This is a genomic window from Canibacter zhoujuaniae, from assembly GCF_011752015.1.
In the GTDB taxonomy this organism is placed as follows: domain Bacteria; phylum Actinomycetota; class Actinomycetes; order Actinomycetales; family Microbacteriaceae; genus Canibacter; species Canibacter zhoujuaniae.
The window spans coordinates 65,460-91,131 of record NZ_JAAIKA010000002.1 but is presented as its reverse complement, the minus strand read 5'-3'; the positions used below and the strand labels follow the sequence as shown (position 1 = coordinate 91,131).

At 55.9% G+C, this 25,672-nt stretch carries 23 protein-coding genes, 1 tRNA gene and 1 pseudogene; 14 read left to right on the top strand and 11 right to left on the bottom strand.

Annotated features, from left to right (window positions below; all coding sequences use genetic code 11):
* Positions 1–103 precede the first annotated feature (103 nt).
* Both HCQ99_RS07050 and HCQ99_RS05060 read left to right on the top strand, forming a co-directional pair.
* Positions 104–235, top strand: a pseudogene (locus tag HCQ99_RS07050) (AsnC family transcriptional regulator); the annotation flags it as partial.
* A 24-nt stretch (positions 236–259) separates the two neighbouring features.
* Positions 260–1,003, top strand: coding sequence for an Lrp/AsnC family transcriptional regulator (locus HCQ99_RS05060; RefSeq protein ID WP_166986861.1), 744 nt, complete (start codon positions 260–262; stop codon positions 1,001–1,003).
* Positions 1,004–1,054: 51 nt separating this feature from the next.
* On the opposite strand, the gene HCQ99_RS05055 is transcribed toward HCQ99_RS05060, so the two are convergent.
* Together HCQ99_RS05055 and HCQ99_RS05050 are read right to left on the bottom strand one after the other, a co-directional pair.
* Positions 1,055–1,127, bottom strand: a tRNA-Arg gene (locus tag HCQ99_RS05055).
* A gap of 33 nt (positions 1,128–1,160) precedes the next feature.
* On the bottom strand, positions 1,161–1,856 hold the full coding sequence (locus tag HCQ99_RS05050) for an iron-dependent transcriptional repressor DtxR (protein ID WP_166986858.1): 696 nt from the start codon (positions 1,854–1,856) through the stop codon (positions 1,161–1,163).
* Between the two features lie 79 nt (positions 1,857–1,935).
* On the opposite strand from HCQ99_RS05050, the gene serC reads away from it, so the two are divergent.
* Complete coding sequence (gene serC / locus HCQ99_RS05045; RefSeq protein ID WP_166986855.1) at positions 1,936–3,051, top strand: phosphoserine transaminase; 1,116 nt, start codon at positions 1,936–1,938, stop codon at positions 3,049–3,051.
* Here serC and HCQ99_RS05040 read toward each other — a convergent pair.
* Entirely contained in the window at positions 3,048–3,638 is a 591-nt protein-coding gene (locus HCQ99_RS05040) for a DUF3027 domain-containing protein (protein ID WP_166986852.1), read from the bottom strand. The genes serC and HCQ99_RS05040 overlap by 4 nt on opposite strands.
* A 14-nt stretch (positions 3,639–3,652) precedes the next feature.
* Positions 3,653–4,030 carry a cold-shock protein gene (locus tag HCQ99_RS05035; RefSeq protein ID WP_166986849.1) on the bottom strand — a complete coding sequence of 126 codons (378 nt, stop codon included), beginning with the start codon at positions 4,028–4,030 and terminating at the stop codon, positions 3,653–3,655.
* A gap of 74 nt (positions 4,031–4,104) precedes the next feature.
* On the opposite strand from HCQ99_RS05035, the gene HCQ99_RS05030 reads away from it, so the two are divergent.
* The 5 genes from HCQ99_RS05030 to HCQ99_RS05010 are packed head-to-tail and all read left to right on the top strand — an operon-like array spanning position 4,105 to position 10,237.
* Positions 4,105–4,359 carry a hypothetical protein gene (locus HCQ99_RS05030; protein ID WP_166986846.1) on the top strand — a complete coding sequence of 85 codons (255 nt, stop codon included), beginning with the start codon at positions 4,105–4,107 and terminating at the stop codon, positions 4,357–4,359.
* Positions 4,360–6,144 (top strand): helicase-associated domain-containing protein, encoded by a 1,785-nt coding sequence (locus tag HCQ99_RS05025; RefSeq protein WP_166986843.1) that lies wholly within the window; start codon positions 4,360–4,362, stop codon positions 6,142–6,144.
* Between the two features lie 11 nt (positions 6,145–6,155).
* The gene (locus HCQ99_RS05020; RefSeq protein WP_166986839.1) at positions 6,156–7,814 is read left to right on the top strand and encodes a DNA repair helicase XPB; all 1,659 of its coding nucleotides are present in this window, start codon (positions 6,156–6,158) and stop codon (positions 7,812–7,814) included.
* 22 nt (positions 7,815–7,836) lie between these two features.
* Positions 7,837–8,538 (top strand): response regulator transcription factor, encoded by a 702-nt coding sequence (locus tag HCQ99_RS05015; protein WP_166986836.1) that lies wholly within the window; start codon positions 7,837–7,839, stop codon positions 8,536–8,538.
* Positions 8,528–10,237: a sensor histidine kinase gene (locus HCQ99_RS05010; RefSeq protein ID WP_166986833.1), complete on the top strand. Its 1,710-nt coding sequence runs from the start codon at positions 8,528–8,530 to the stop codon at positions 10,235–10,237. Before HCQ99_RS05015 ends, HCQ99_RS05010 begins: the two co-directional genes overlap by 11 nt.
* A gap of 11 nt (positions 10,238–10,248) precedes the next feature.
* Here HCQ99_RS05010 and HCQ99_RS05005 read toward each other — a convergent pair whose 3' ends face one another.
* Both HCQ99_RS05005 and HCQ99_RS05000 read right to left on the bottom strand, forming a co-directional pair.
* Positions 10,249–10,632: a cupredoxin domain-containing protein gene (locus tag HCQ99_RS05005; protein WP_166986830.1), complete on the bottom strand. Its 384-nt coding sequence runs from the start codon at positions 10,630–10,632 to the stop codon at positions 10,249–10,251.
* A complete protein-coding gene (locus tag HCQ99_RS05000) occupies positions 10,622–12,055 on the bottom strand; it encodes an NAD(P)H-quinone dehydrogenase (protein WP_166986827.1) in 1,434 nt (477 codons plus the stop codon). Before HCQ99_RS05000 ends, HCQ99_RS05005 begins: the two co-directional genes overlap by 11 nt.
* Positions 12,056–12,183: 128 nt before the next feature.
* On the opposite strand from HCQ99_RS05000, the gene HCQ99_RS04995 reads away from it, so the two are divergent.
* Positions 12,184–12,996: a purine-nucleoside phosphorylase gene (locus HCQ99_RS04995; protein ID WP_166986824.1), complete on the top strand. Its 813-nt coding sequence runs from the start codon at positions 12,184–12,186 to the stop codon at positions 12,994–12,996.
* 50 nt (positions 12,997–13,046) lie between these two features.
* Positions 13,047–14,801 carry a phospho-sugar mutase gene (locus HCQ99_RS04990; RefSeq protein WP_166986821.1) on the top strand — a complete coding sequence of 585 codons (1,755 nt, stop codon included), beginning with the start codon at positions 13,047–13,049 and terminating at the stop codon, positions 14,799–14,801.
* On the opposite strand, the gene HCQ99_RS04985 is transcribed toward HCQ99_RS04990, so the two are convergent.
* The 5 genes from HCQ99_RS04985 to sdhC form a co-directional block, all read right to left on the bottom strand.
* On the bottom strand, positions 14,798–15,874 hold the full coding sequence (locus tag HCQ99_RS04985) for a YihY/virulence factor BrkB family protein (protein ID WP_166986817.1): 1,077 nt from the start codon (positions 15,872–15,874) through the stop codon (positions 14,798–14,800). The two genes, HCQ99_RS04990 and HCQ99_RS04985, sit on opposite strands and share 4 nt — an antisense overlap.
* A gap of 136 nt (positions 15,875–16,010) precedes the next feature.
* Positions 16,011–16,802, bottom strand: coding sequence for a succinate dehydrogenase iron-sulfur subunit (locus HCQ99_RS04980; protein ID WP_166986814.1), 792 nt, complete (start codon positions 16,800–16,802; stop codon positions 16,011–16,013).
* Entirely contained in the window at positions 16,802–18,607 is a 1,806-nt protein-coding gene (gene sdhA, locus HCQ99_RS04975) for a succinate dehydrogenase flavoprotein subunit (RefSeq protein WP_166986811.1), read from the bottom strand. Before sdhA ends, HCQ99_RS04980 begins: the two co-directional genes overlap by 1 nt.
* Before the next feature lie 30 nt (positions 18,608–18,637).
* Positions 18,638–19,075, bottom strand: coding sequence for a succinate dehydrogenase hydrophobic membrane anchor subunit (locus HCQ99_RS04970; RefSeq protein WP_166986808.1), 438 nt, complete (start codon positions 19,073–19,075; stop codon positions 18,638–18,640).
* 14 nt (positions 19,076–19,089) lie between these two features.
* Positions 19,090–19,509 (bottom strand): succinate dehydrogenase, cytochrome b556 subunit, encoded by a 420-nt coding sequence (gene sdhC, locus HCQ99_RS04965; RefSeq protein WP_279586873.1) that lies wholly within the window; start codon positions 19,507–19,509, stop codon positions 19,090–19,092.
* Between the two features lie 195 nt (positions 19,510–19,704).
* On the opposite strand from sdhC, the gene HCQ99_RS04960 reads away from it, so the two are divergent.
* The 4 genes from HCQ99_RS04960 (at position 19,705) to HCQ99_RS04945 (ending at position 25,638) form a co-directional block, all read left to right on the top strand.
* Positions 19,705–20,811: a mannose-1-phosphate guanylyltransferase gene (locus HCQ99_RS04960; RefSeq protein WP_166986803.1), complete on the top strand. Its 1,107-nt coding sequence runs from the start codon at positions 19,705–19,707 to the stop codon at positions 20,809–20,811.
* 202 nt (positions 20,812–21,013) lie between these two features.
* On the top strand, positions 21,014–21,286 hold the full coding sequence (locus HCQ99_RS04955) for a WhiB family transcriptional regulator (protein WP_424945202.1): 273 nt from the start codon (positions 21,014–21,016) through the stop codon (positions 21,284–21,286).
* A gap of 51 nt (positions 21,287–21,337) precedes the next feature.
* Complete coding sequence (locus HCQ99_RS04950) at positions 21,338–24,256, top strand: glycosyltransferase family 2 protein (RefSeq protein ID WP_166986797.1); 2,919 nt, start codon at positions 21,338–21,340, stop codon at positions 24,254–24,256.
* The gene (locus HCQ99_RS04945; RefSeq protein ID WP_166986794.1) at positions 24,253–25,638 is read left to right on the top strand and encodes a DUF5719 family protein; all 1,386 of its coding nucleotides are present in this window, start codon (positions 24,253–24,255) and stop codon (positions 25,636–25,638) included. Before HCQ99_RS04950 ends, HCQ99_RS04945 begins: the two co-directional genes overlap by 4 nt.
* The last annotated feature ends 34 nt before the right edge of the window (positions 25,639–25,672 follow it).

Here is a 25,672-nt window from a genome sequence, read left to right as displayed (position 1 = left end):
AAAATCGACGTTAAAATAAGTGTCTGAAACGCGTTATGCAAACTTTTTGATCATTTCCGGAACAAACATTTTTTAATAACGATTTAGCCACAAAGGGTGTGAAATCATTCAGAAACCGTCTCTAGATACTGCGCTCATTGCAGCACTGCAGCACAACGGGCGCGCCAGCATCAGCGCTATCGCTGCAGATATTGGGCAACCGCGAGCGGTTGTTGCCGATCGTCTGGGCCGACTCCTTAGATCCGGCGCATTACGTGTAGTGGCGGCGCTCGATCCTGGATATTCTGGGGATCGCGTGCTCGCGCATCACCTTGTGACGGTTAATGGCCCCACTGCTGAACTGCTCAAGCTTCTCAAGGATCGGGCAGAGACCGTGTTTGTGTCATCTGTCACAGGCAGCAGCAATGTCGTTGTTGAATCACGTTTGCGCACAGAAGCAGAGCTGCAACTGTTTCTCGAGTATCTGCGGGGCCTACCTCGTGTGCAGCGCGTCAAAACAAACCGCTATCTGCGGGTGGTTAAGGGCTTTTTTGTTGCTGAGTATCGCGGAGATATCACCCTCGATGAGCGGGATCGGCAGATCGTCGATCTGTTGCAAACTGACGGCCGCATGAACTATCGCACAATTGCAAATAAAGTGAATCTTAGCCCGTCAGCCGTGCGCGCCCGCGTGAATCGCATGGTTGAGGCGAATGTAATTCGCATATCGGCGGTTGAAGAGCGCGGTGTCATTAACTCGCAGATAGCGATTGGGTTGGGGATCTCCCTGTGTGGGCCGCTAGATCCTGTGCTCGAGTTCTTACGCGGCCGCCCAGAGGTTGATTTTGCTACAACGTGTTCAGGCTCTTTTGACCTGATCGTGACAGTGACTGCTGCCACTCCTCGAGTCATTTTTGACTTTTTAGAAGCACTGCGTGCCACCGGGTTGGTCGGCGAGATTTCCTCCTGGCTGCACATCAACACAGCAAAAGAAGATTACGCTCGCAGCCTGCGGGAAGCTTAAGCTAATCAAGCCTTGCTTTGATTCACCACACCACTGCCGCAGTGGTTTTAGTGCCCCAGAGAGGAATCGAACCTCCGACACCTTCTTTAGGAGAGAAGTGCTCTATCCACTGAGCTACTGGGGCTGGCTAAACCAGCTTACCGGTTCGCGCTCGAGCCTACTGCTCAATCACAAAAATGTGTGCAGCCATCGCGCGACTAATTTCCAGCGGCTCAAACACCCCAACAGCGATCCGCACAATTTCATCTTCAAGCACAAAACTTGCCCGCGCACCCGGTTTAATGCCCGCCGCATCGAATGCGCGCAGCAGCTCAGGATCCACCTGCGCAGGCTCGGCAAGCCTAGCAATCTCAGCTTCAAAGTCGTCGATTGCGTTTTCTGTAAAGACGGTCATAACATCGACAACACTCATCAAAAACATGCCGCGTGTTTTGACATCCAACTCTTCCAGGCCGGGGATCGGATTCCCGTATGGTGACTTTGTGGGCTGCTCAATAAGTTCCAGAATGCGGCGCTCGACTCGCTCGCTCATAACGTGTTCCCAGCGGCACGCCTCATCGTGGACATACTCCCATTCGAGCCCGATCACATCGTGCAAGAGCCGTTCCGCTAGACGGTGTTTGCGCATCACTCGCACCGCCAGCGTGCGACCGCTGTCTGTCAGTTCAAGGTGTCTATCGCCGGTCACCACAACCAGCCCATCGCGCTCCATTCGCCCAATTGTTTGTGACACCGTCGGCCCCGAATGAGACAGGCGTTCAGAAATACGGGCGCGCAGAGGAACGATGTCCTCTTCCTCCAGCTCGAGGATCGTTCGCAAGTACATCTCTGTTGTATCGATGAGGTCGGTCACTTGAGAATCCTCCTTGATGGTCGCAATTATCCTCAAGCATAGTGCCGCAGACCTGAAAAATGCCGTTTAAAATAGGAGTATGGCGCATATTGAGATTCCTGCTGAAATTCGTCCCGTCGATGGCCGCTTCGGATGCGGGCCTTCAAAAGTCCGCGATGAGCAGGTGAGCTTCCTGGCAAGCTTGCAGCCGACTGTGCTGGGCACTTCGCACCGGCAGGCTTCGGTTAAGAATCTTGTCAATAGTGTGCAAGAACAGCTGCGTGACCTTTTCAGGGCACCGGAGGGTTACGAAATTGTGCTCGGTAACGGCGGCGCAACCAGCTTCTGGGATGCGGCTGTGCACTCACTCATCAAAGAAAAAGGCCAGTTTGCCACCTGTGGTGAGTTCAGCTCGAAGTTTGCTGCGGCTGCTAAAAAAGCTCCGTGGCTTGCGGATCCTGCGGTTATCAAGGGTGAACCTGGCACCCTCGCGCAAAATGTTGACGCCAGTGATGTCGATATTTTCGCGTACGCACACAACGAAACCTCGACCGGCGTTATGAGCCCGATCCGCCGCTACGGCAAAGATGGGCAACTGACCGTTGTAGATGCAACAAGCGCCGCCGGTGGGATCGACTTTGATGCCGCTAATGTTGATGTTTACTATTTCTCACCGCAGAAGAATTTCGCGAGTGACGGGGGTATCTGGTTTGCGCTAATGTCCCCTGCTGCTATCGCACGCATCGCAGAGATAGACGGCACCGACCGCTACATTCCAGACACCCTGAACCTGCAAACCGCGGTTAATAACTCTAGGCTCCAGCAGACTCTCAACACCCCGGCTATCGCGCCGCTGGCGTTGATGGACGAGCAGCTGCGGTGGATCCTCTCACAGGGTGGCCTTGAGTGGGCGTCTGAGCGCACCAAGCACTCATCACAGCTGCTCTACACTTGGGCAGCAGAGCGCAGTTTCGCAACTCCTTTCGTAGCTGACGCTGATGCGCGCTCACAGGTGGTTGCAACAATCGATTTCAATGCAGATGTTGACGCAAGTGCGATTTCAAAAGCTTTGCGCGCAAACGGCATCGTGGACACTGAGCCATACCGTAAGCTCGGTCGCAATCAGTTGCGTATTGCAACATTCACTGCGATTGATCCGGCAGACGTTGAAAAGCTGATCGCCTGCATCGACTACGTGGTTGAGCGCCTCGACTAATCGCCTTCTGAGTCTTCAGCAGACTCGTCTTCGTTATCGGGTTCGTCCTTGCTGTCAAGCTCGTCCTCACTGTCGGAGTCGTCAAGCTCATCGATGTCGATGCCGTCCATCTCGTCGTCAAAATCCGTGAAGTCATTTTCGAGCAGATCGTCTTCGGGGTCAACGTCGTCTTCATCAAGCTCCTCGTGAGCGGCGGCGGCAGCTGCAGCTTCCTCGGCGGCCGCAGCCGCGCGTGCCTCACGGAACTGTGCCAAACGCACACTCCATGGCACCCACTCTGGCGCCACAATGGAATTCTCTCCCGCAATCAACTCAGTTTCAAGCACGGTCAGCGGTGCATCATCTGCGACCTGAGTCACGCTCACCGCCCACAACCAACCTTCGTAGGTCGTGCCGCTGTATGCAAACAGTATTGTGGCCACCCGCGGCGCCTCTGCTCGCACGCTCACAAGTTCGCCGACTTCCTCGGCTGTGGCTAAGTCTGCTAACAGAGTTTCACGGGCGAGCTTGACTCCCTGCTCAATAGTTGCGGCGTCAAGCTCCAGCACGATATTTTCGCTGCCGTTATCTTCAGTGTTTACTGCCATGTATTTTTTAATCTCTAAGCGTCAAATTCTTCTGCCACGCTGCGCAACAGAGTGGCCAGCATGCGCGACTGCTTCCGATCCGGATACTGACCAACCTTGAGCTTCTCACCCGCAGCGTCGAGCAGCTTCATCAGGTCTTCCACGATAACCGTCAAATCGTCTGGGCGCTTCCGGTTGCGACGCACCGGGCGTGGGGCGGTTAGCAGTTTTACCGAGAGAGCCTGCGGGCCACGACGCCCGTCAACCACGGAGTATTCAACACGGGCGCCAGGATACAGCTCATCGTCATCACCAAGCACCGAGGCGTGCACATAAACCTGCTGACCGCCCTCACCTGAGATGAAACCAAATCCCTTTTCTTCGTCAAAGAACCGAACTTTTCCGGTTGGCATATGCCCTCTTTCTTTACAGTTTTCTTCACACCTAGCTTAGCGCCGTAATTGCGCTGTCGACTAGACTTAGCCCTGTGAGTAAAAAACAGTCGTCACGGCTAGAATTATTCCTCGGGTGGGGCTCGGTTTCACTGATCCTAATTTCGGTGCTCGCATTTTTTGTAACACTTATCTTTGCGGTATTTCTCTCACCTGAAGAGCTCAACCGCAACGGGATCCGCCAGCTTGTCTGGATCGCCTACGTTGGCCTCCCGGTCGGGTTCGCGATGCTCTTCACCCTGCTTTTTCTTGATTCCAGGAAGCGTCGCAAAAAGCAGTTAGCAAAATAGATGCCGGATATCCTGCATCTTGCGGAGCACCTGAGCGCCCTCTCGCTCGAGCATCTGCTGAGCCTCATCGCGTTACGAAAACCGCGCCGAGCAGATACTTTCGTACGGCTTGCTGCCCAGCTGTTGCAGCCGAACAGTCTCAACGCCTGCAGTGCGTTTCTCACACGCGCCGAGCTTGCGGCGCTTGCCCACCCCGCTGTCGCACACACCGCCCCAGCAGCTTGGCTAGAAACTCTGCACACTCTCGGGTTAGCATACAAAGAGAGGGGCGGATCGACGCGCATACCAGACCCTGTTAAATCTTGGGCGCGCACCGTGCATGCGACTGCTAACACAGCGGAAGAGCCGTCGCTTGATATTGCAGCACTCGAGCACGCAGCGCAGCGCTGGCGCGCGATGCTCATACCCGACCGTGACACACAAAACTTTGCGATTTATAACAGCCCAACAGATCGCACAAATTGGTGGACGCACGCCGCGACAGCCGTCGCGCAGGTAACCCAGCTTTGCGTGCACCTGATCCGCAACCCCATCAGTCTCGATGACACCACCAGAGTCGTCACAAAATCTCTTACCCGAGCAGCGCAAACGCTCGCGCTCAGTGAGCACCAAACTTTAATGCTTTTAAACCTCGCTTTAGACTGTAACCTGCTAACAGATAGCACTGGTTTTTCAAGCGCGGGCGCACAGTTACGAGAGTGGCTCACCGCAGATACTGCCGCTAGCTGGCGAATTCTCGCTGCAGCCGGATACTCAAGCGCCGATCCGCAATTGCTTGCCGAAATTGCAGTGACCCAAACCGACGCGCTGACAGCCGTTAGCCGCTTGCTTGCACAGCTCAGCCCGCAGTCACCAAAACGCGCACAGCAGCTGAAATCTGATGCGACTCTGTTGCAGCTGCTTGCAGTTCCCGCAGTGAGCAGCATCAACGAGCTGAACCAAGCTGCCACAGAACTTAGCGCGCTACTGCCATCCCCCGGCCAGCAGGTGATTATCCAACCAGATCTGTCGGCTATTGCGCCGCAACCGCTATCGCCAGAAACAGAAATTCTGCTTTTAGAGTTGGCAGATATTGAGCAGAGCGGCGTGGCGACGGTCTACCGCTTCACTGAAGCCAGCATCGCACGCGGTGTGCTCAACGACAGTCGCACCACGCAGGAGTGGTTGAGCCTGTTGGCAGAGCTAAGCATCACTGACGTACCCAGCTCACTCACTTTCTTAATCAAAGACATACGCGACTCTGACCGGGTTGTGCGCTTAACGCCACACCAGTCTGGCCGGCTCACACTGCTTCATACAAAATCAGTAAACACAGCCAAATTAATGCATGAGGATCGCGCCCTGCAGGCGCTTTCACTCACGCCAGGGTCCAGCGAAACGACACTCACAAGCCCGCTCGCGCCGCTTAATATCTCTGCCGTTTTACAGGATGCTCACTACTTTGTCGCACAGCGACCATTTTCAGAAATGCTTGCCGCGGCAGCGCAGCTGCAACCAAGGCACAGGCGCACCAACACTCCGCCCGCTAAAGACTTCACAAAAACTGCTGCGCATCTCAAAGAGAGCAGCGCAGACCGCATCTCAATCTGTTTAGAGTACGCGATACACACCGGCGCAAACCTTCGTTTACTACTCACTTCTAACACAGGTCAAATAGAAGTGGTTGCGGTAGCAAAAACTTTAAGCGCAGATCGTGTGCGCCTCTACGATGCAGTTCAGCAGGTAGAGCGAACAGTGCCGGTGAGTGCGATTTGTGAAGCTGAGATTCTATCCCGGCCAGAGTAGGCTGGATAGTTATGAGTTTTGGCCCGCTAATCGTGCAGAGCGACAACACTGTGTTGTTGGAAACCTATCACCCACAGGCGGGCGCTGCACGAGAAGCCTTGGCCGTGTTTGCCGAGCTTGAGCGCGCACCGGAACATATTCACACCTATCGCATCACTCGTCTCGGGCTGTGGAACGCACGCGCCGCAGGGCACGATGCCGAAGAAATACTAGACACACTTAATTCCTACGCAAAGTTTCCGATTCCGGAGGCAGTTAAAAACAGTATCTGCGACACTGTTGCACGCTACGGCAAACTCGAGATCGTGCGTGATGCAGAGGGCGCGCTGCTCATCAGAAGTGACAGACCAGACATTTTGCGCGAGGTGGTAACCGATAAAAAGATCGCGCCACTGTTGCTGCGTGAACGCAACGAAAGCACTTATGAGGTTTCAGACTGGGCGCGTGGCGAGCTAAAACAGCAGCTTCTAAAGCGCGGTTGGCCTGCGGCAGATCATGCGGGATACACCCCCGGTGACCCGCACGCTGTCGCCCTGGTAGAGAATGATTGGCAGTTGCGTGACTATCAGCGTGCGGCCGTATCAGCGTTTACTCGCGGCGGCTCGGGCGTTGTTGTGCTGCCGTGCGGCGCTGGAAAAACTCTTGTCGGCGCTGGCGCAATCGCCGAAGTTTCAGCAAAAACACTGATCCTAGTGACCAACACAGTAAGTGCCCGGCAGTGGCGAGAAGAGCTATTGCGACGCACCGATCTAACACCCGATGACATCGGTGAGTATTCAGGCGAAGTCAAGGAAATAAAACCCGTTACGATAGCGACGTACCAGATTCTGACCGCAAAACGCGGCGGCAACTATGCGCATTTATCGCTTCTGAGTGTCGAAAACTGGGGGCTAATAATTTACGACGAAGTGCACCTGCTGCCGGCTCCTGTGTTCAAACTTACCGCCGAGTTGCAGGCGCGACGCCGCCTCGGGCTGACCGCCACACTCGTGCGCGAAGACGGTCGGGAGGGTGACGTTTTCAGTCTCATCGGGCCAAAACGTTTCGATGTGCCGTGGCATGAGCTGACCGCCGCTGGGTTCATCGCCCCGGCAACCTGTTTTGAGGTGCGGATCGATCTCGACGCCGATACCAGAATGCAATACGCCGCTGCAGAGGATCGCGAACGCTATCGGATCGCCTCTACCGCAAGGCAGAAGATAGATATTGCGCGGGAAATTTTAGCCCACCACGACGGTGAGCAGTCCCTTATTATTGGTCAGTATATTGACCAGCTCGAGCAGATAGCCGAGGCCTTGGACGTGCCGTTAATTACCGGGCAAACCCCAACGAGCGATCGTGAAGAACTGTTTGCAGCCTTTCGAGCGGGGCGAGTGCAGACTCTTGTGGTGTCAAAGGTTGCTAACTTTTCTATCGATCTGCCTGAGGCGTCTGTCGCGATCCAGATCTCAGGCAGCTACGGTTCGCGTCAGGAGGAGGCGCAGCGGCTCGGGCGTATTCTGCGCCCGAAATCAGACGGCAAGCAGGCCCACTTCTACACGCTAGTGACACGCGACACAGTAGACCAGGACTTTGCGCAAAACAGGCAGCGCTTTCTCGCCGAACAGGGTTACGCCTATGAGCTGCTGACAGTTCAAGACCTGGCTGCCAAATATTCAGCAGACTCATAGGTAACTATAAGAAACTAAGCTTATGCCACAGCAAAATAAAGGTCCACGAATCCTAATCGTTGATGATGAGCCAAGCATCCGCGAACTGCTAATGACCAGTTTGCGCTTCGCTGGGTTCGGTGTGCGCGCGGTTGTAAACGGCGCACAGACCATCTCTGCCGTGTTGGAAGAGGAACCAGACCTCATCCTGCTCGACGTGATGCTCCCCGACATGAGCGGCTTTAGCGTAACCGAGCGGCTCCGGGAGGCAGGCTACACCTCCCCAATCCTGTTCTTAACCGCAAAAGATGATGTGGAAGATAAGGTCAAAGGTTTAAGCGTTGGTGGCGATGACTACGTTACTAAACCGTTCAGCCTCGATGAGATCATTGCCCGCATTAAAGCAATTCTGCGCCGCACTGTGCCCGAAGAGGACAACACCGCACTCACTATCGGGCCGATCCGCATGGATCAGGACACCCATGAAGTGCAGGTCGGTGATAATTCTGTTGAGCTCAGCCCGACTGAATACAAACTGCTGCGTTATCTGATGCAGAACCCAAACCGCGTGCTGTCAAAAACCCAGATCCTCGATCATGTTTGGGAGTACGATTTTAACGGCGATGCTGGCATCGTTGAGTCTTATATCTCGTATCTGCGACGCAAGCTTGATCCGCTCACTGAGGAATCACTGATTCAAACAAAGCGCGGTTTTGGATACATGCTGAAGGTTGATGAAGATTAAAACTAATCGGTCACTGCTGCAGCGCTGGGCTGATGTGCCTCTGCGCGCCAAAATGACCGGTGTGACGGTGCTGATTTTGAGCCTCGGCCTGTTGGTTGCTGGTGTCGGCACAATGTCACTGCTGAAACCCTCACTCTACGCAAACCAAGATACTGAGCTCAGAGCTATCAGCAATAACCCTGTGAGCGCCCTGCAACCCGGGGCGCAGCAGGATCAGATAACCCGGAACGATGTGATTTATGCGCCGGGGCGCAACTACGTAGCTATGTTTGATGCGGAGGGAGACTTTCTCTACGACAATCGAAACTCTGAGGCTGCGGTGCTGCCCGAGATCGAACATCTTGAGATTGATGATCTGCAGATAGAAGCGGTCTCCCCCGGCGGTCACGGACTTGGCGGCGGTTTCCCGCAGGGCAATGATAACGACCTCGACATCGAGGAGAGCCCCAGTGAGATAGACCAAATCGTCCATTTCACCGACGATGATGGCGTCGTTTGGCGCGGCGTAGTGGTTCCTGTCTATGGCTCAGCCTTTGGCAACATCGATGGTTATCTGCTTGTTGCCGGATCCACCGAACTAATCGAACAGGTTGCTGCGCAATATATTGGCATCTTCGCCGGTTTTGGGATTGCGGTGATTCTGTTGGGCGCAGCGCTCACGCGGATCTTCGTCTCTGCTGCATTCGAACCGCTCACTGAGGTTGAACGAACCGCTAGAGAAATCGCACGCGGTGACTACTCCAAACGTATTCATGTGGCGTCGCCAAACACGGAGGTCGGCCATGTGGGAACGTCACTAAACGTGATGCTCGACCAGATCAATAACGCCTTTAATGAGCGCGCCGAAACAATCGATAAAATGCGCCGCTTTGTTGGTGATGCCGGCCATGAACTGCGCACGCCGCTGGTCTCTTTGCGCGGCTACGCAGAAATGTACCGGATGGGTATGCTGCAGGAGACTGAGCATATAGAGCAGGCTATGGATCGTATCGAGAAGGAAGCGATCCGCATGACCTCACTCGTTGAAGATCTGCTCAACCTGGCACGGCTTGACGCGAAACGTGAGCTTGAATTAAAACCGCTTGACCTAAACAGGTTTGCACGCGATGCCGCCTTCGACGGTATGGCACAGGCACCAAATCGTGTGATCACCGCGATTGAGTGCCCGCACAACCCGCGAGCGCTTGGCGATGAACACAAAATTCGTCAGGTGATGACCAACCTAATCGGTAACGCGCTCCGCCACACTAATGAGGGCACTCCGATTGAGGTGTTTGTCACCTGCAGTAGAGAGCACGCCGTTTTTGAGATTCGTGATCACGGAGACGGCGTGCCAGAACAGATTCGCGACAAAATTTTTGATCGTTTCTGGCGCGCAGACACCTCCCGCAACCGTGAAACCGGTGGCAGCGGATTGGGGCTCTCAATCGTGCGCTCTATTGTTGATGCTCACAACGGCACAGTCCGCTGCATTGAGACCGAGGGCGGCGGCGCAACCTTCAGGGTCGAGCTGCCACTCGCCGAGCCAATCCTCGGGCTTGAAACTTCTGAGTCTGGGCTCGATGCCGCCACAGTGTTTGAGCAGAGCCGCAGCGCACAGGCAGCAGGAGCTGCTGCGAAGGGAACAGCGAAGACCGGGCGTGTGCGCCGCATCGGGCGCCGTGTGCGCCGTGACGCGGGCTCTACCAGCGCCGACTAATCTCGTAGCGTTTACTCCTCGACAATAACTGTGCCGCGCATCTCTGGGTGGATCGAACAGTCATAGTCATATTTGCCGGGCTCGGTGAAAACGTGTGTGAATGAGCCACCCTTTTGCAGCTCACTCACGAAAGAGCCATCAGCTGCAACAACGTCGTGTTTGGCACCGCCGTCAAACGTCCACCGCACAGCCTCACCGACTTTAACTGTCACAGTTTGCGGATAGTATGCGTTGTCTACAGCGCTCACCTCAACCGCGGCGGTCACCCCCTCCGCAGAGGCTGTTACCTCCGGCTTGGTGGGGCTGCAACCTGCCACCCCTACCGCCAACAAGCCAGCCATAGCGAGCGCAATAATGCGCCCTGATTTCTTTTGGATTGAAAAACTATCGAACATGCAAATCACGCGCCACATCACTAATTGAACCGGTCATGGAAGGATAGACAGCAAAGGCGCTGCCTATCTGGTCTACTGTGAGCATATGCTCAACCGCGAGCGCGAGCGGAAAGATGAGTTCGCTCGCTCGCGGCCCGACGATCACACCGCCTTGCACAACGCCTGTGCGCTTTGAGGCAATGATCTTGACGAAACCGTCTTTGACACCCGACATTTTTGCTCGCGGGTTTACGCCGAGCGGAATTTTGTGCACCACAGATCGAGTGTGCAGCTCACCGAGATCCTCTAAATCTTGCTCAGAGTATCCGACGGTTGCGATCTCCGGTGAGGTGAAAACGTTTGATGCGACATTGCGCAGATCGATTGGGCGCACCACGTCACCCATAGCGTGCATGATGGCGGTGCGTCCCTGCATTGCCGCGACCGATGCGAGCGGGAAAAAGTTGGTGCAGTCGCCCGCTGCATAGACTGAAGGGACGTTTGTCGAGGCGACACGGTTGACCTTAATGTGCCCGCTCTCTGTCAGTTGCACACCGAGTTCTTCAAGACCGATACCGGCAGTGTTTGGGATTGAGCCAACGGCCATAAGACAGTGTGAACCGAATACTTCACGCCCGTCTGCGAGGGTCACTCGCACGCCATCTGCGGTGCGTTCAACTTTGTCGGCGCGCGACCTTGAGAGCACGTGCATACCCGATCTCTCAAAAACGTTTTGGATTAGCTCTGCCGCGTCTTTATCTTCACCAGGGAGCACCTGCTCACGGCTCGATATCAGCGTGACCTCGCTGCCGAGGATGCGGTAGGCGCTTGCAAATTCAGCGCCGGTTACACCCGAACCAACGACGATTAAGTGCTCCGGCTGCTCTTTCAAATCGTAGAGCTGTTTCCATGTGAGGATGCGTTCACCATCTGGTTTTGCTGAGTCTAGCTCGCGCGGGCTTGCGCCAACGGCAACCACAATAGTGTCTGCCGTAATAGTGTCAAAGTCTTTCCCGCCCTTGGCTGTGGCGACAACAACTGTGCCAGGTGCTTCGATCCGCCCCTCTCCGTGCACAATGCGCACGCCGTCTTCTTCGAGCATGTGCTGCAGATCTACCGACTGTGCTGCTGCCATAGACATAAGACGTTTGTTGATGGTTGCGAAGTTTACAACAACCTCTGGTCGCACTGGTTTACCTGCTGCGCCGGGCACTGTGGTTTGCACACCGAGCTGTTCACTCTCACGCACAGCGGCGACAGCGTCTGCGGTTGCAACCAGACTCTTTGAGGGCACGACGTCTGTGAGCACCGCTGAGCCACCAACACCGGCGCGCTCTACGAGGGTGACCTCAGCCCCCTGCTGTGCCGCTGCGAAAGCTGCCTCATACCCGCCCGGGCCGCCACCCAGGATCACAATCCGATGCTTGCGCTCACTGTTTCCCATACTAATCAGTCTACTTTGCTTGCGACACCGTGTTTGTCGGCTGTGTTTGCCGGCCTCAGCGGCAGCCAAATTAGAGAAACCAAGCAGCAGCGCTAGCAACTCATAGGAAGGGGGTTTAGGCTCTAAATATGAGTGACTTACAGCAGGAAAATAGTGCCCTCGCAGCAGAAGCTGCCAAGACTTTGCTTGTAAAAAGCGGGGTTAAAAAGTTTGATATTGCCCTCACTTTGGGCTCTGGATGGGGCAAAAGCGCCGAGGCGATGGGTGAGATTATTGCTGAGGTGCCGGCCTCTGAGGTGCCGGGTTTTCATGCGAATGGTGTAATAGGCCATTCCGGCAAGCTCACCGCTTTACGTCTGCCTGACGGCCGCAATGTGCTAATTATTGGGGCGCGCACCCACCTTTATGAGGGGCGCGGGGTTGATGCGGTGGCGCACGGTGTGCGCACTGCACATGCCGCAGGCGTTGAAACTCTCGTGCTCACCAACGGCGCTGGCGGAGTCAACCCGGACTACGGGGTTGGTGAGGTTGTGCTGATCAGTGACCATCTAAATCTCACCGCCGTCAGCCCGCTGAAGGGCGCAGAGTTTGTTGATCTGACCGATCTTTACGCTCTAGAGTTGCGCGCAATTGCTCGCGAGGTGGCGCCGGAGCTGCGCGAGGGCGTGTATGCTCAGCTGCCCGGCCCACACTTTGAGACACCTGCAGAGATTCGCTACTTACAGACGATCGGCGCTGACGCGGTTGGCATGTCTACCGCGCTAGAGGCTATCACAGCTCGCTCTCTCGGGTTAAAGGTTTTGGGGCTTTCGTTTGTCACCAACCCGGCTGCGGGTTTGCAGGATGAACCGCTCAGCCATGCAGAGGTTATTGCCGCAGGCAAAGCGGCTGAGTCTCGCCTGAGTGAGCTGCTCACCAAAATTGTGCACCGGCTGCCATAACTCGCAACACACGCTGCACTATTCATGCACTTAATAACGAGAGGCCGCACATGACACTCGCCCAAGAACTGCTAACTCGCGTCCGCGAGTGGATCGCCGCCGACCCCGATCCTACGACAGCATCTGAGTTACAGGCTCTGCTCGATCAGGCTTTGGGGGAGGATCGGGCCGCAGCGCACGATCTTACGCAGCGTTTTTCCGGCAGACTGAAGTTTGGCACCGCAGGTCTTAGGGCTGAGCTTGGTGCGGGGCCGCAGCGTATGAATCGGGTGGTTGTGCAGCAAACAACCGCCGGTTTCGTGAAGTTTCTACAGCTGCGCTTTATGCAGGGTGAGATTGCAAAAAAACGCGTTGTTATCGGCTTTGATGCGCGTAAAAACTCAGAGATATTTGCCCGTGATGCCGCAGAAATCTTTGCTGGCGCCGGGTTTGATGCGCATCTGTTGCCGGGCCCACTGCCGACTCCCGTAACCGCGTTCGCTGTGCGACATTTAAACGCTGCGGCTGGGGTGATGATCACCGCGAGCCACAACCCACCAAACGATAACGGATACAAAGTATATCTTGGTGACGCTGATGCAGGATCGCAGATTGTGCCACCGGCTGACGATTTAATCGCAGAGTTTATTGATGAGGTAGCCGCCACTCCAATTAGTGACTACCCTCGCAACGCAGACGGAGTGCAGCTTGTGGGTGCAGAAATCATCTACGCTTATCTGCGGGCTACGGCGCAATCAGTGCTCGACGCCGAGCAGCAGGGAGCCGCAGTCCATCCGAAGCTCGTCTATACGGCGATGCACGGTGTCGGAACCGCCCCAACGGTGTCTTTATTTGCGGCTGCGGGCCTGCCAGAGCTTGAGCTCGTGCCCGAGCAGGTGGAGCCTGACGGCACCTTCCCAACCGTTGCCTTTCCAAACCCAGAAGAGCCGGGAGCGCTAGATTTGGCCATCACCCGCGCCAGGCTCGTGGGCGCTGACGCGATTATCGCCCACGACCCTGACGCGGATCGCCTCGCAATCGCACTGCCTGAACGCGATGCTAACGGAGCCAAAACTGACCGCTGGAAAATGTTAACCGGCAATCAGCTTGGCCTCCTCTTGGGCTGGCGTGCAGCACGCCAGGCTGCTGCCAGGGCCGCCGAAAAGGGTCTTGCGCTATCGGCTCTTGAGCCGCAACCGGCGCTCGCCTGCACAATCGTCTCTTCCCCCGCGCTCAAGACTGTGGCTGACCACTACGGGCTCGCATACTTTGAAACCCTCTCTGGTTTTAAGTGGGTGTCGCGCGTGCCCGGCCTGATCTTCGGTTTTGAGGAAGCCTTGGGGTATCTTGTCAACCCCAGCATAATTCGTGATAAAGACGGCATTTCGGCAGCTGTCGCAGCCACTGAAATGCTGACTGCACTGCACGCGCAGGGCAAAACTTTATGGGATGAGCTCGACGCCGCCTACGAGCTGTTTGGAGCATTCGCAAGCACTCAAGTTACTGTGCGACTCGAGTCGTCTGAGGCGGTGTTAGCTCTCGCGGAAAGGCTGCGACAAAATCCACCAGAACAGTTTGGCACTGTTTCGGTAGTCAACTATCAGGATCTTGCTGAGCACCCGGAGAGCACACTGCGCGCAAACGTTATGCGTTTTGATCTTGCTGGTGGGAGCCGTGTCATGGTGCGCCCGAGTGGCACAGAGCCAAAACTGAAACTCTACATTGATGTGTGCGTCACTGAGGGCACAGTTGCCGAGCGAAAAAAGGCGGCTGAGGGGTTGCTTGTCGAGCTGGAAACCGCGATCCACAAACTGCTTGCGGTCTAGCGTTTTACTCGGGCAGCGGGCTCAATGCTGTTGATGTCAATCGCACCAGACTCTGCTCCAGTGTAGGCGATACCTGCGTTGGCGAGAGTTTCTTCAGAGTGCGCCCGCTCTAAATCTTTTTCGCGCAGCGCAGCGGGCAGGCCGCAGGATTTATCTTCGCCGGCAGCGATCCAAGACGCGGTAAACAGCAGCACACGGCAAATGAAGTTGAACCAGAGCAGCAAACCGACAATGACCGCAAAGGAAGCGAGCAGCGGGTTTCTAGATGCTCCGCCGAGCAGGGAAGAACCGAGCACGGTGAGCACTACGAGCCCGATAGCGCCTGGGATCGTGCCCAACCAAATGCGCTTAGCTGGAATCTTGAGCTCAGCCAGCCATTTATGAATGGCAAACAGCACGAACCAGTTAAGTAAGAACATTGTGCCAAAGCGTAGGAGGGTGCCGAGACCGCCGAAAATCCACGAGTCAGCGGGCAGGATTTCGAGGTTTTCAATGAAATTTAGCACCGCGGTAGAGCTGATCGACAGCACTGACGACAGTAGAATGAGCACCCCAAAACCAACTGCAAACAGCAGATCGCGCAGCTTCAATATAATGCCGTTCCGACCGGGGACGGCATCTAGCCCGTTAATTAGACGAATTGAAGAGCGGGTGCTGTTGAACCAAGTAAGCACCAATAGAAACAGAGAGGCAATAGCAATCGCGTTTGACCAGCCGAGCGCCGGACTATCGAGCAGGTCTTGGACGTCAATCGCACCACCCTCGCCAAACAGGCCAGGAATCAGGGTGTCTAGATTTTCGATCAGCGCTTTCAGCAATTCCGGCTGTCTGCGCAGGTAGAAACCAAAACTGCTGAACCCAACCCAGAGGGCGGCAAAGACTGCAAAAAGTGCCTGGAAACTCATGCCGGCAGACAGCACCTCGCCACCATTTTCGGTGAGGTTCGTGTTTGCGCGTAACGGGCGTGAGCGCTGTAGTTTCTCAACGAGCGCCAGTACTTTGTCTTTCAATGATTTGCCGTGGTTGGCTGTTTCTGCGCCCGCAGTCGCTGCTGTGTCATTGGTCTTAGTCACCCTGACATTTTAGCGGTCTTTGAAAATGCTGCGCTTACCGTCTCACAACAAAACCGCTGCTGGGAAACTCTCCCCAGCAGCGGTTATTGCAAACAGTTCAGCCTATTTCTAGCAAACGGTGCTGAATAGTCTACGACTACTTCACTTTGCCAGACACCAGCGCAGACTTAACCTCGGCGATCGCCTTAGTAATCTGAATACCGCGCGGGCAGGCTTCTGAACAGTTGAAGGTGGTGCGGCAGCGCCAGACGCCCTCGGTCTCATTCAAGATGTCGAGACGCACCTGAGCCTGCTCATCACGGGAGTCGAAAATGAAGCGGTGCGCATTCACGATCGCTGCCGGGCCAAAGTACTGGCCGTCGGTCCAGAATACTGGGCATGAAGTGGTGCAGGCTGCGCACAGAATGCACTTGGTGGTGTCATCAAACCGCTCGCGATCCGCAATTGACTGCAGGCGTTCTTTTCCACCCTCAGGCTTCGCCTCAGTCTGCAGGAACGGCTGCACAGCGCGGAACGCATCGAAGAACGGCTCCATGTCGACGATGAGGTCTTTTTCAAGTGGCAGACCCTTAATCGCTTCAACGTAGATCGGTTTGCTGATGTCAAGATCTTTAATCAGGGTCTTGCACGCCAGGCGGTTGCGACCGTTGATACGCATAGCGTCTGAGCCGCAGATACCGTGTGCGCACGAGCGACGGAACGCGAGGGTGCCGTCTTGCTCCCACTTGATGCGATGCAGTGCGTCAAGGATCCGGTCTGTCGGATACATTTCAACGTCGAAGTCTTCCCAGTAGGCGTCTTCACGCACTTCTGGGTTGTAGCGACGCACTAGGAGGGTGACAGTGAACGGCTGCGGGGCTTCTGGTGCCGCAGCTTCAACGGCTTCAGCCGTCTCAACACTCTGAGCGTCTACTGTTGCGGTGCTCATTAGTACTTCCTCTCCTGTGGCTCGTATCGAGTCATGCGCACTGGCTTCCAGTCAAGACGGATGCGGTCTTCAGGCAGCTCTGAGTCTGCCTGAACCTTGTAAGCCATAGTGTGCTTCATGTAGTTCACATCGTCACGTTTTGGATAGTCATCACGCATGTGACCGCCCCGGCTTTCTTTCCGGTTGCGGGCGGTAAACGTCAGAATCTCTGCAAGATCGAGCAGGAATCCGAGTTCGATCCCCTCAAGCAGGTCAGTGTTGTAGCGCTGACCGCGGTCGTGGATAGCGATGTTTTCATAGCGCTTGCGCAAACTGCGGATAGTTTCAAGCACAGCGGTTAGTGACTCTTCGGTGCGGAACACCTGTGCGCCCTGGTCCATTGCTTCCTGGAGCTCACGGCGAATGCCCGCAACGCTCTCAGTGCCGGTTGTGTGGCGCAGACGGTCAACCCACTCACGGACGTTTTTGGTCGGGTCGTTCGGCAGCGGCACGAAATCTGCTGTTTTAGCGTAAGCGGCAGCATTATTTCCGGCACGCTTACCAAAGACGTTGATATCGAGCAGTGAGTTGGTGCCGAGACGGTTCGAGCCGTGCACAGACACACAAGCGCACTCACCTGCGGCATACAGGCCGGGCACAACGGTGTCGTTATCCTGCAAAACTTCTGCGTCGTTATTGGTTGGGATCCCACCCATTGCATAGTGTGCGGTTGGGTAAACCGGCACCGGCTCAACAACCGGATCGACACCTAAGTATGTGCGGGCAAACTCCGTAATATCTGGCAGCTTGGTTTCAAGCACCTCTGCACCAAGGTGGGTACAGTCAAGGTAGACATAGTCTTTGTGTGGCCCGGCGCCACGACCGTCCAGCACTTCCTGCACCATGGAACGCGCCACAATGTCGCGCGGTGCGAGGTCTTTAATGGTTGGCGCATAACGCTCCATGAAACGCTCACCGCTGGCGTTACGCAAGATTGCGCCCTCACCGCGCGCCCCCTCTGTGAGGAGAATGCCCAGACCCGCCAAGCCTGTTGGGTGGAACTGGTAAAACTCCATGTCTTCCAGTGGCAGGCCTTTGCGCCAAATGATACCGACACCATCACCTGTGAGGGTGTGTGCGTTCGAGGTGGTTTTGAAGATCTTACCGAAACCGCCTGTCGCAAACACGAATGACTTGCCCTGGAATACGTGCAGTTGCCCGGTTGCAAGCTCGTAGGCGATAACAGCCGACACACGCTTTTGACCGTTCGCATCTTCGGTCATTGCAAGATCGAGTGCGTAGTACTCGTTGAAGAACTCCACCTCGTGCTTTACACAGTTTTGGTACAGGGTCTGCAAAATCATGTGCCCTGTACGGTCGGCTGCGTAGCACGCACGGCGCACCGGACGCTTACCGTGCTCTGCGGTGTGACCGCCGAATCGACGCTGGTCGATCTTTCCCTCTGGGGTGCGGTTAAACGGCAGACCCATGTTTTCAAGGTCAATAACCGCTTCAATCGCTTCTTTCGCGAGAATCTCTGCCGAGTCTTGGTCTACAAGATAGTCGCCACCCTTAACAGTGTCGTAGGTGTGCCACTCCCAACCGTCTTCCTCCACGTTGGCAAGGGCAGCGGCCATACCGCCCTGCGCCGCACCGGTGTGTGATCGGGTTGGGTACAGTTTGGTGATTACCGCGGTGCGTGCCTTTGGGGCGGCTTCAATCGCTGCACGCATTCCGGCGCCACCAGCGCCAATGATTACGACATCGTACTTGTGATAGGTTACGCCGTCTTTGACGGTTACCTCTGCGGCTGTGTTGTCAGTCAACTTCAGTCCTTAAAAATTGTTTCTCGAAACTTAGAGGGAAGAGCAGAAGCTCGCAACGAGCTCTTCAGGCGCCCCCGGCAGGCAGGGGTCAAAGGTAAACACGACCAGGGTGCCGAGCAGAATGAGCAGCGCTGCAGCAGACCAGATTGCAACCTTCAAAGCCTTTGCAAGGTTCGGCTTGTTTACGTAGTCATTCACGATGGTGCGCATACCGTTTGAACCGTGGATAATCGCAAGCCACAGCATTGCAACATCCCACCACTGCCAGACAGGATTGGCAAACTTGCCGCCGACAAAACCGAAATCTACTGCTTTAATGCCATCACCGAGCACCAGGTTGTAGAAGAGGTGGCCAAAGATCAGCACGACCAGGATGACACCTGACACGCGCATGTAGATCCAACCCCATTTTTCCCAGTTGGTGACTTTTTTGTTCTTAATGAACGGATTGTTTGCGTTAGTTGACATTTTTTACGAGCCTCCTAGTGTGCAAACACGTTTGGTAGATGACGAGCACAGAAACCGATCATCAGCACCGCCCAGATTGCGATCACAATCCAGAACATCTGACGCTGATACTTGGTGCCCTTACTCCAGAAGTCCACCAAGATAATGCGCAAACCGTTCAGTGCGTGGAAAACCACCGCACCCACCAGCGCAACCTCACCAAGACCCATAATTGGGTTCTTGTATGCGCCAATGACAACGTCATAGACCTGCGGGCTGACCCGAACGAGTGCCGTATCTAGCACGTGCACAAGCAGGAAGAAGTAGATTGCGATACCGGTAATCCGGTGCAGCACCCACGACCACATGCCTTCGTTTCCACGGTATAAAGTGCCGCCCAGTCGCTCACCCTGCGGCTGAGCTGGCTGCGCGAGCTGCGCCCTTTCGGCTGCCACGAACATCCTCCTCGATAGATGTTAAATACCCTCTGGCGGGAAATTACTGTGTCTCTAATTATCGCACCTTTCACGGCATATTTTAAGAATTTACGAAGCTCCTTCATCTGATGTTATTAAGGCGCTTAATTACTGATTTTTATTGCCCCACCGCGCCTCCGTTCCAATGGCGGGCGGCGCGCTACTCTGCTTAATATGCAAAACAATGAAAACTTTTGGTGCGTCATTCCGGCCGGTGGCGTGGGCTCTCGCCTGTGGCCGCTCTCCCGCGCTGACGCCCCGAAGTTTCTGTTAGATCTAACCGACAGCGGTAAATCACTGCTCGCAACCACCTGGGATCGCCTCACTCCGCTCACCGATCCGAAACGCATTATGGTGGTCACAGGAAACGCGCATCAGCGTTCGGTGCGCGAGCAGCTTCCGGATCTTGCCGAAGCAAATCTCGTAACAGAGTCAGAGCCCAAAGATTCTTCTGCCGCCATCGGCCTGGCCGCCGCGTTGATCCTTCGGCGCGATCCACAAGCCATTATCGGCAGTTTTGCCGCCGACCACGTCATCGGTGATGAATTTCTTTTCCAGCGCGCCGTGCACACCGCGGTTAACGCAGCGGCAACGGGGGCAATTGTCACAATCGGCATTCGCCCAACACACGCCGCAACCGGCTTTGGCTATATAAAAACGGCGGATCCGCGGCCAGACATCGCGCCAATGGATGTGTTCCGCGTTGCTAAGTTCGTTGAGAAGCCAGATAAAAAAACGGCAGAGAGATACATTCGCAACGGCAAACTCTGGAATGCCGGCATCTTCATCTCTCGCGCCGACGTTCTGTTAGAACAGATGGCGGAGTCTGAGCCAGAGCTCGTCGCGGCACTGCATGAAATAGCGGATGCATGGAACACTCCGCACGCAGCGGCAGCCCGTGAGCGTCTCTGGCACACGCTGCCGAAGATTGCTATCGACTACTCCGTCGCAGAACCAGCCGCCGCTGCCGGAAAAATGCTCTGCGTCTCCGGGCACTTTAGCTGGGATGACGTTGGAGATTTTGCGAGTATCGCAAACCTCTTGACGCGCGGTCGCGCAAACGATCTGGCAGTTTTGGGAAAGCGCTCTAGTGTGCTTGCTGAGAAATCAAACGGCATTGTAATTTCGGGCAGCAAGCGGCTTGTAACTGTTGTGGGAATGGATGATGTTGTCGTCGTCGACACCCCTGATGTTTTGCTTGTGACGAATAAGGCACACGCTCAGGACGTCAAAAAACTTGTTTCCCATATGCGCGACTCCGGTAACGCCCAACTGCTGTAACGCCGATCCGACACGCCGAAAATCCTTAAACCTTAACTTAAAAGTTTAAGGATTTTTGCTTTTTAGTTTGACTTCACCCTAATTACACGGGTGTAATTAAATAACTAAACAACGGCTCCCCCGCCGCCGTACGATGAAAGGAGTGGGCGTGAGCACAATTGCAAACGGCCCCGTCCCAAGCGACTGGCATATTGATCCAGTGCTGCTTGGGATCCCTGGCGTGCGACGTAACAGCACTGACGACGACACTAACCCCCTCGCCTGGCAGGCAGACGCACTGTGCGCACAAACCGACCCCGAAGCGTTTTTCCCAGAAAAAGGCGGCTCAACCCGTGAAGCTAAACGCATCTGCGAACAGTGCGAGGTGCGCGCAGAGTGCCTCGAATACGCGCTTGCAAACGATGAACGATTCGGCATCTGGGGCGGCCTATCAGAGCGCGAACGCCGCAAACTCCGCCGCCAACAAGCAAGCTAAACGGCGCGGCAACACACTTCCAGCCCAGGCGCGCGTATCGTATGAAACAGTATGCGCAATTTAGTTACAGCAATCGTTGTAGCCCAGTCTGGCGAATGGCTTGACGCCACTCTCGAAGCACTGGGTAGTCAGACTCTGCCACCAGACAGAATTATTGGCGTTATTAACGGGCGCAGTGACAAAATTACACAGCAGTATTTAAACGCTGGTATAACCAGGCTCGTAGCGACCGGAAAACAGGCCTCTTTCGGCGCAGCAATAGCGGCAGCAGAGCGTCAAATTGAGCCGTTGCAGCTTGCGCAAGCCGCAGACGATGCCGTCTCTGAGTGGCTGTGGTTGCTCACCGAAGACTCCGCGCCAGAGCCCAAAGCACTGCGCGCCATCCTATCTGTTGTGATGAGCGCCCCATCAGTAGCGGTTGCCGGCCCAAAACTCATCGACTGGGAACACCCCGAGCGTATCGTCGAACTCGGTCAAAGTCTGACACGTTACGGCTCACGCTGGCTGTTGCGCCGTCAGGAGCTCGACCAGCAGCAGTATGACCATCTGCAAGACACCCTCGGGGTTGGCCCGATCGGTGTGCTTGTGCGGCGCGATGTCTGGCGAGAGCTTAACGGTTTTGACCCGGCACTGCCGATTTACGATGACAGCCTCGATTTTTGCGTCCGCGCAAGACTTGCTGGGCACCGTGTAATTGTTGCCCCCAAATCGCGCGTGCGGGTTGCGCTTTCAGGTATTGCAGGCCCCCGTTCGGATCGACGCGCGACAACCAGGCGACACAACCACTACCACGCCCGCGCCTCACACATGCACCGCCGAATCGTTTACGCAAATCCGGTTTCCGCCTTCTGCATGTGGCTGCTGCTCCCATTACTCGGGCTTTTCCGTATTTTCTGGGCGCTGCTGCGTGAACAACCGGGCAACATGCTCGGTGAGCTCCTAGCCGCTCTCAAAGTCTTCTTTAACCCGGGTGCAATTATTAGCGCCCGCCGGAGACTGCGCAAACACAATGTGGCGGGCTGGGGAGCTGTCGGGCCGCTCCGCGCTGATCCGAAAGATGTGCGCACCGCACGCATGATTGACCGTGAGGCGATTCTCGCAGCGCAGGGTCGCAGCCGCAAAGAACTTCATTTTATTTCTACGGGCGGGCTTGCCACACTGCTCATTAGCATTGTGATGTCGGCCGCGCTGACCTGGTGGCTCGCGGGTGAGCAGCAGATCTCTGCGGGGGGCACCGCGCCACTCTCAAACTTCACCCAACTGTGGCGAAACACACAAATGGCTGACGGCATACCGGCCGATCCTTTCACTTGGGTGCTTGCCGCGCTCGGGTCAACAACATTCTTTAATCCATCCCTTGCTGTTGTGCTTTTCCTCGCACTGGCTATTCCGCTTGCAACAGTGGGCGGCTGGTTCTGGGGCGCGCAATTCACCGACACCACAGCAGGCCGTGTACTTTCTGGGTTTGGCTGGGCGCTCAGCCCCGTACTGCTGGGCTCACTCGACCACGCCCGGCTGCAGACAGTTGCGCTGGCAGTAATTCTGCCGTGGCTACTCATCGCAGCAACGCGCGCACATCAATCCTGGTCGTGGGCGGGCACCGCCTCGCTCCTCGCTGCGGCAGGGCTTGCGACAGCACCGGTGCTGATTCCGATGGCGCTTGTCATGTGGGTTGCGGGAATGTTATTGCACCCACGCCAAATCACCCGCGTTGCTGCTACCGCAATCGCGCCTGCCGCACTGCTGTTTCCAATCGTGTGGCATTCCTTCTCAGTGGGTAACCCTATTTTGGCGCTGCGTGATCCCGGTCTAAACACTCCTTATGAACCGGGCAATTTGTGGCACCTGCTGCTCGGCTTTCCACGCAACGGGCTTGAAGGTTGGGCTGCTATTTTTGCAAACTTCGGCCTGGCCGATGCGCCGACAACCCTCCTGGTTGGAGTGCTCCTCGCGCCGCTCGCCCTGCTCGCCGCGATCGGCATCTACCTCGGAAAAGTCAACGTCACGATTTTTGCTTCCATTCTCGGCGGGCTCGGTCTCATTACCGCTATTTTCAGCGCCAACACATACCTCACAACCAGCGGCGAAAATGTTGTGCCGCTGTGGACAGGCTCGGGTCTCGCCCTCTACTGGATCGCAGTTATCACCCTCGCAGCATCAGGATCGTCTATGCTCGGGAAAGCTGCAACACCAATCGCAGCGATAGCAATTATCGCAAATATGGTCGTTGTGACTCCGCTGCTGGCAAGTCTCGCGACAGGCCAGTCTGAGGCACGCGACACCCGCACTCCGGTGCCGGCAATTATCCAAGCAGCGGGAAGCACGAACGAAAATATGCGCACCCTGGCGCTTGAAGCACTCGGTGACAACAGCATTAAAGCTGAGATTATCACCGGCTCTGGCACTGTGCTCGACGAGATCCGCACCGGCCACTATACGGCAGAACTCTCTGCTGCGGATCAACAGCTCGCTGAGCTGGTAGCAATCCTCGCAAGCGAGGGCTCCCCCGAACTAAACGACCAACTCGTGCAAAACGGTGTTAGCTTTGTGCTGCTTCGCAACACCGGAGACACAGCGCTGCGCTCCGCCCTCCAAGAAGTTTTCGACCAGCAGGTAGCGCTGGAGGTAACCGGCCCAACTGAGGCGGGTCAACTCTGGACCGTAGTTGCTACAGAAGCCGCACAGCAGAACGCGACTGCATCCGCGAATCAGGCAGCCGAACTCGACACAAAACTGCCGATCCTAAACATCTCTGCTTTGCAGTTAACCTCACACACCCTGTGGGCGGCACAGATTGTGCTGCTCCTTGCGATGCTCCTGCTAGCACTGCCGACTGGCGAAGTGACGGAAACACCACCCAAACGGCCACGTCGGCGCAAGCGCATGCGCGTACGTGACACCGATGCGGCCGTGATTCTGCATGAAAAGGCCGACGCAAATAACGCTGAGAATGGGAAGGAGAGCCGATGACTAAGCGCACAAAATTGGGTCAATACACCGGGCGTGTAGTCACCGGCTTCGCCGTCACCGCAGTCGGTGTTGCAACGGTTTTCGCGCTCAACGTTATCTCCCTTCCCTCGTGGGAGGCGAGCCCGCAACCGATTGGGGTTGATGCTGCTGGCAACAGCACCCGCCTAGTAGCATGCGACGGTGGGTTTGGGCAGCTCGGATCCGATCCGAGTAACCCTGCGGCAGTCACCCCAATCGGCAGCCCGCAGTACGTGACCACCAGCTCCTCGCAGCGTGAAATTAAACGCAACATCGGTGCGCCAGAAAGCGCCGGCCACACCTACAGCAGCTCCGGCGATACCCCGCTGGCAGCAGCAGCCTGGCAGCAATTAAACGAGCCAACTCTGCGCGGCCTCGCAGCACACGCCTGCGCCGCCCCCGAATCAGTGCAGTGGATTGTCGGCGGGCGCACACTCGGCGGCAACAACAGCACAGTTTCTATCACCAACCCGGGCGACACAACCGCTGTTGTCAACATCACGGGGTTCACACAAGCAGGTGAGCTCGAAAGCACAAGTATCAGCGGTCTCTTGGTGCCCGCCGGTGAATCCCGCTCAGTTTCGGTAAACGGTATCACCCCCGGCGCAGAGGCGCTTGCGTTGCGTCTTGAGTCAACCGGTGCTGCGGTCAGCGCGGTGCTCGGCACCTCCGCACTCACTGACATCACTCCGCACGGGGTAGACACTGTCGCTTCACAGGTGGCAGGGTCAAATGAGGTCTTGCTATTGGGTGTCGCTAACGAGCGCGCGACGGCCGGTTCTGATGCCGGCGCAGACACCGCTGTTGATGTCCAGGTGATCTCACCCGGAGCGGCAAGCCACGCGACAATCTACTCACTAGACAACGCTGGCACGCAGATAGCCTTAGCCGAAGTTGATCTGCCCGCAAACACCCTCACGAACACCAAAATTGAGGTGCCACAAAACAGCACCGGATTGCTAATCATCGCAGACACAAACATTGCCGCAGCGGCGGTTGGCGACTCGCTACGTGGCGCAAACACCGATATGGTGTGGTATTCCCCAGCTCCGGCGTTAAATAATGGCGCCGCCGGCGCGATCCTTCCCAATGGACAGCTGTATCTCGCAAACAGCAGCGCCGCACCAGCAACCGTCACCCTTACTGCAACGGCCGATAGCAGCAAATCAAGCACCGTCACCATACCCGCTCGGGCTGCTGTTACTGCGAGCGCCCCCGACCAAACTTTTACTATTAAAACGGACCCTGCCAGCGACGGAGCCATACATGCCGGTGTGCGTATATTCACTGATAGTGGCGCAGCCGCCTATCCTGTGCTGCCGAGCCGCAGTCGCCTAAACGAACTTACTGTTTATACAAAGTAAAATTTTCTAAAAACCATTTTCATCACGTAAGGAT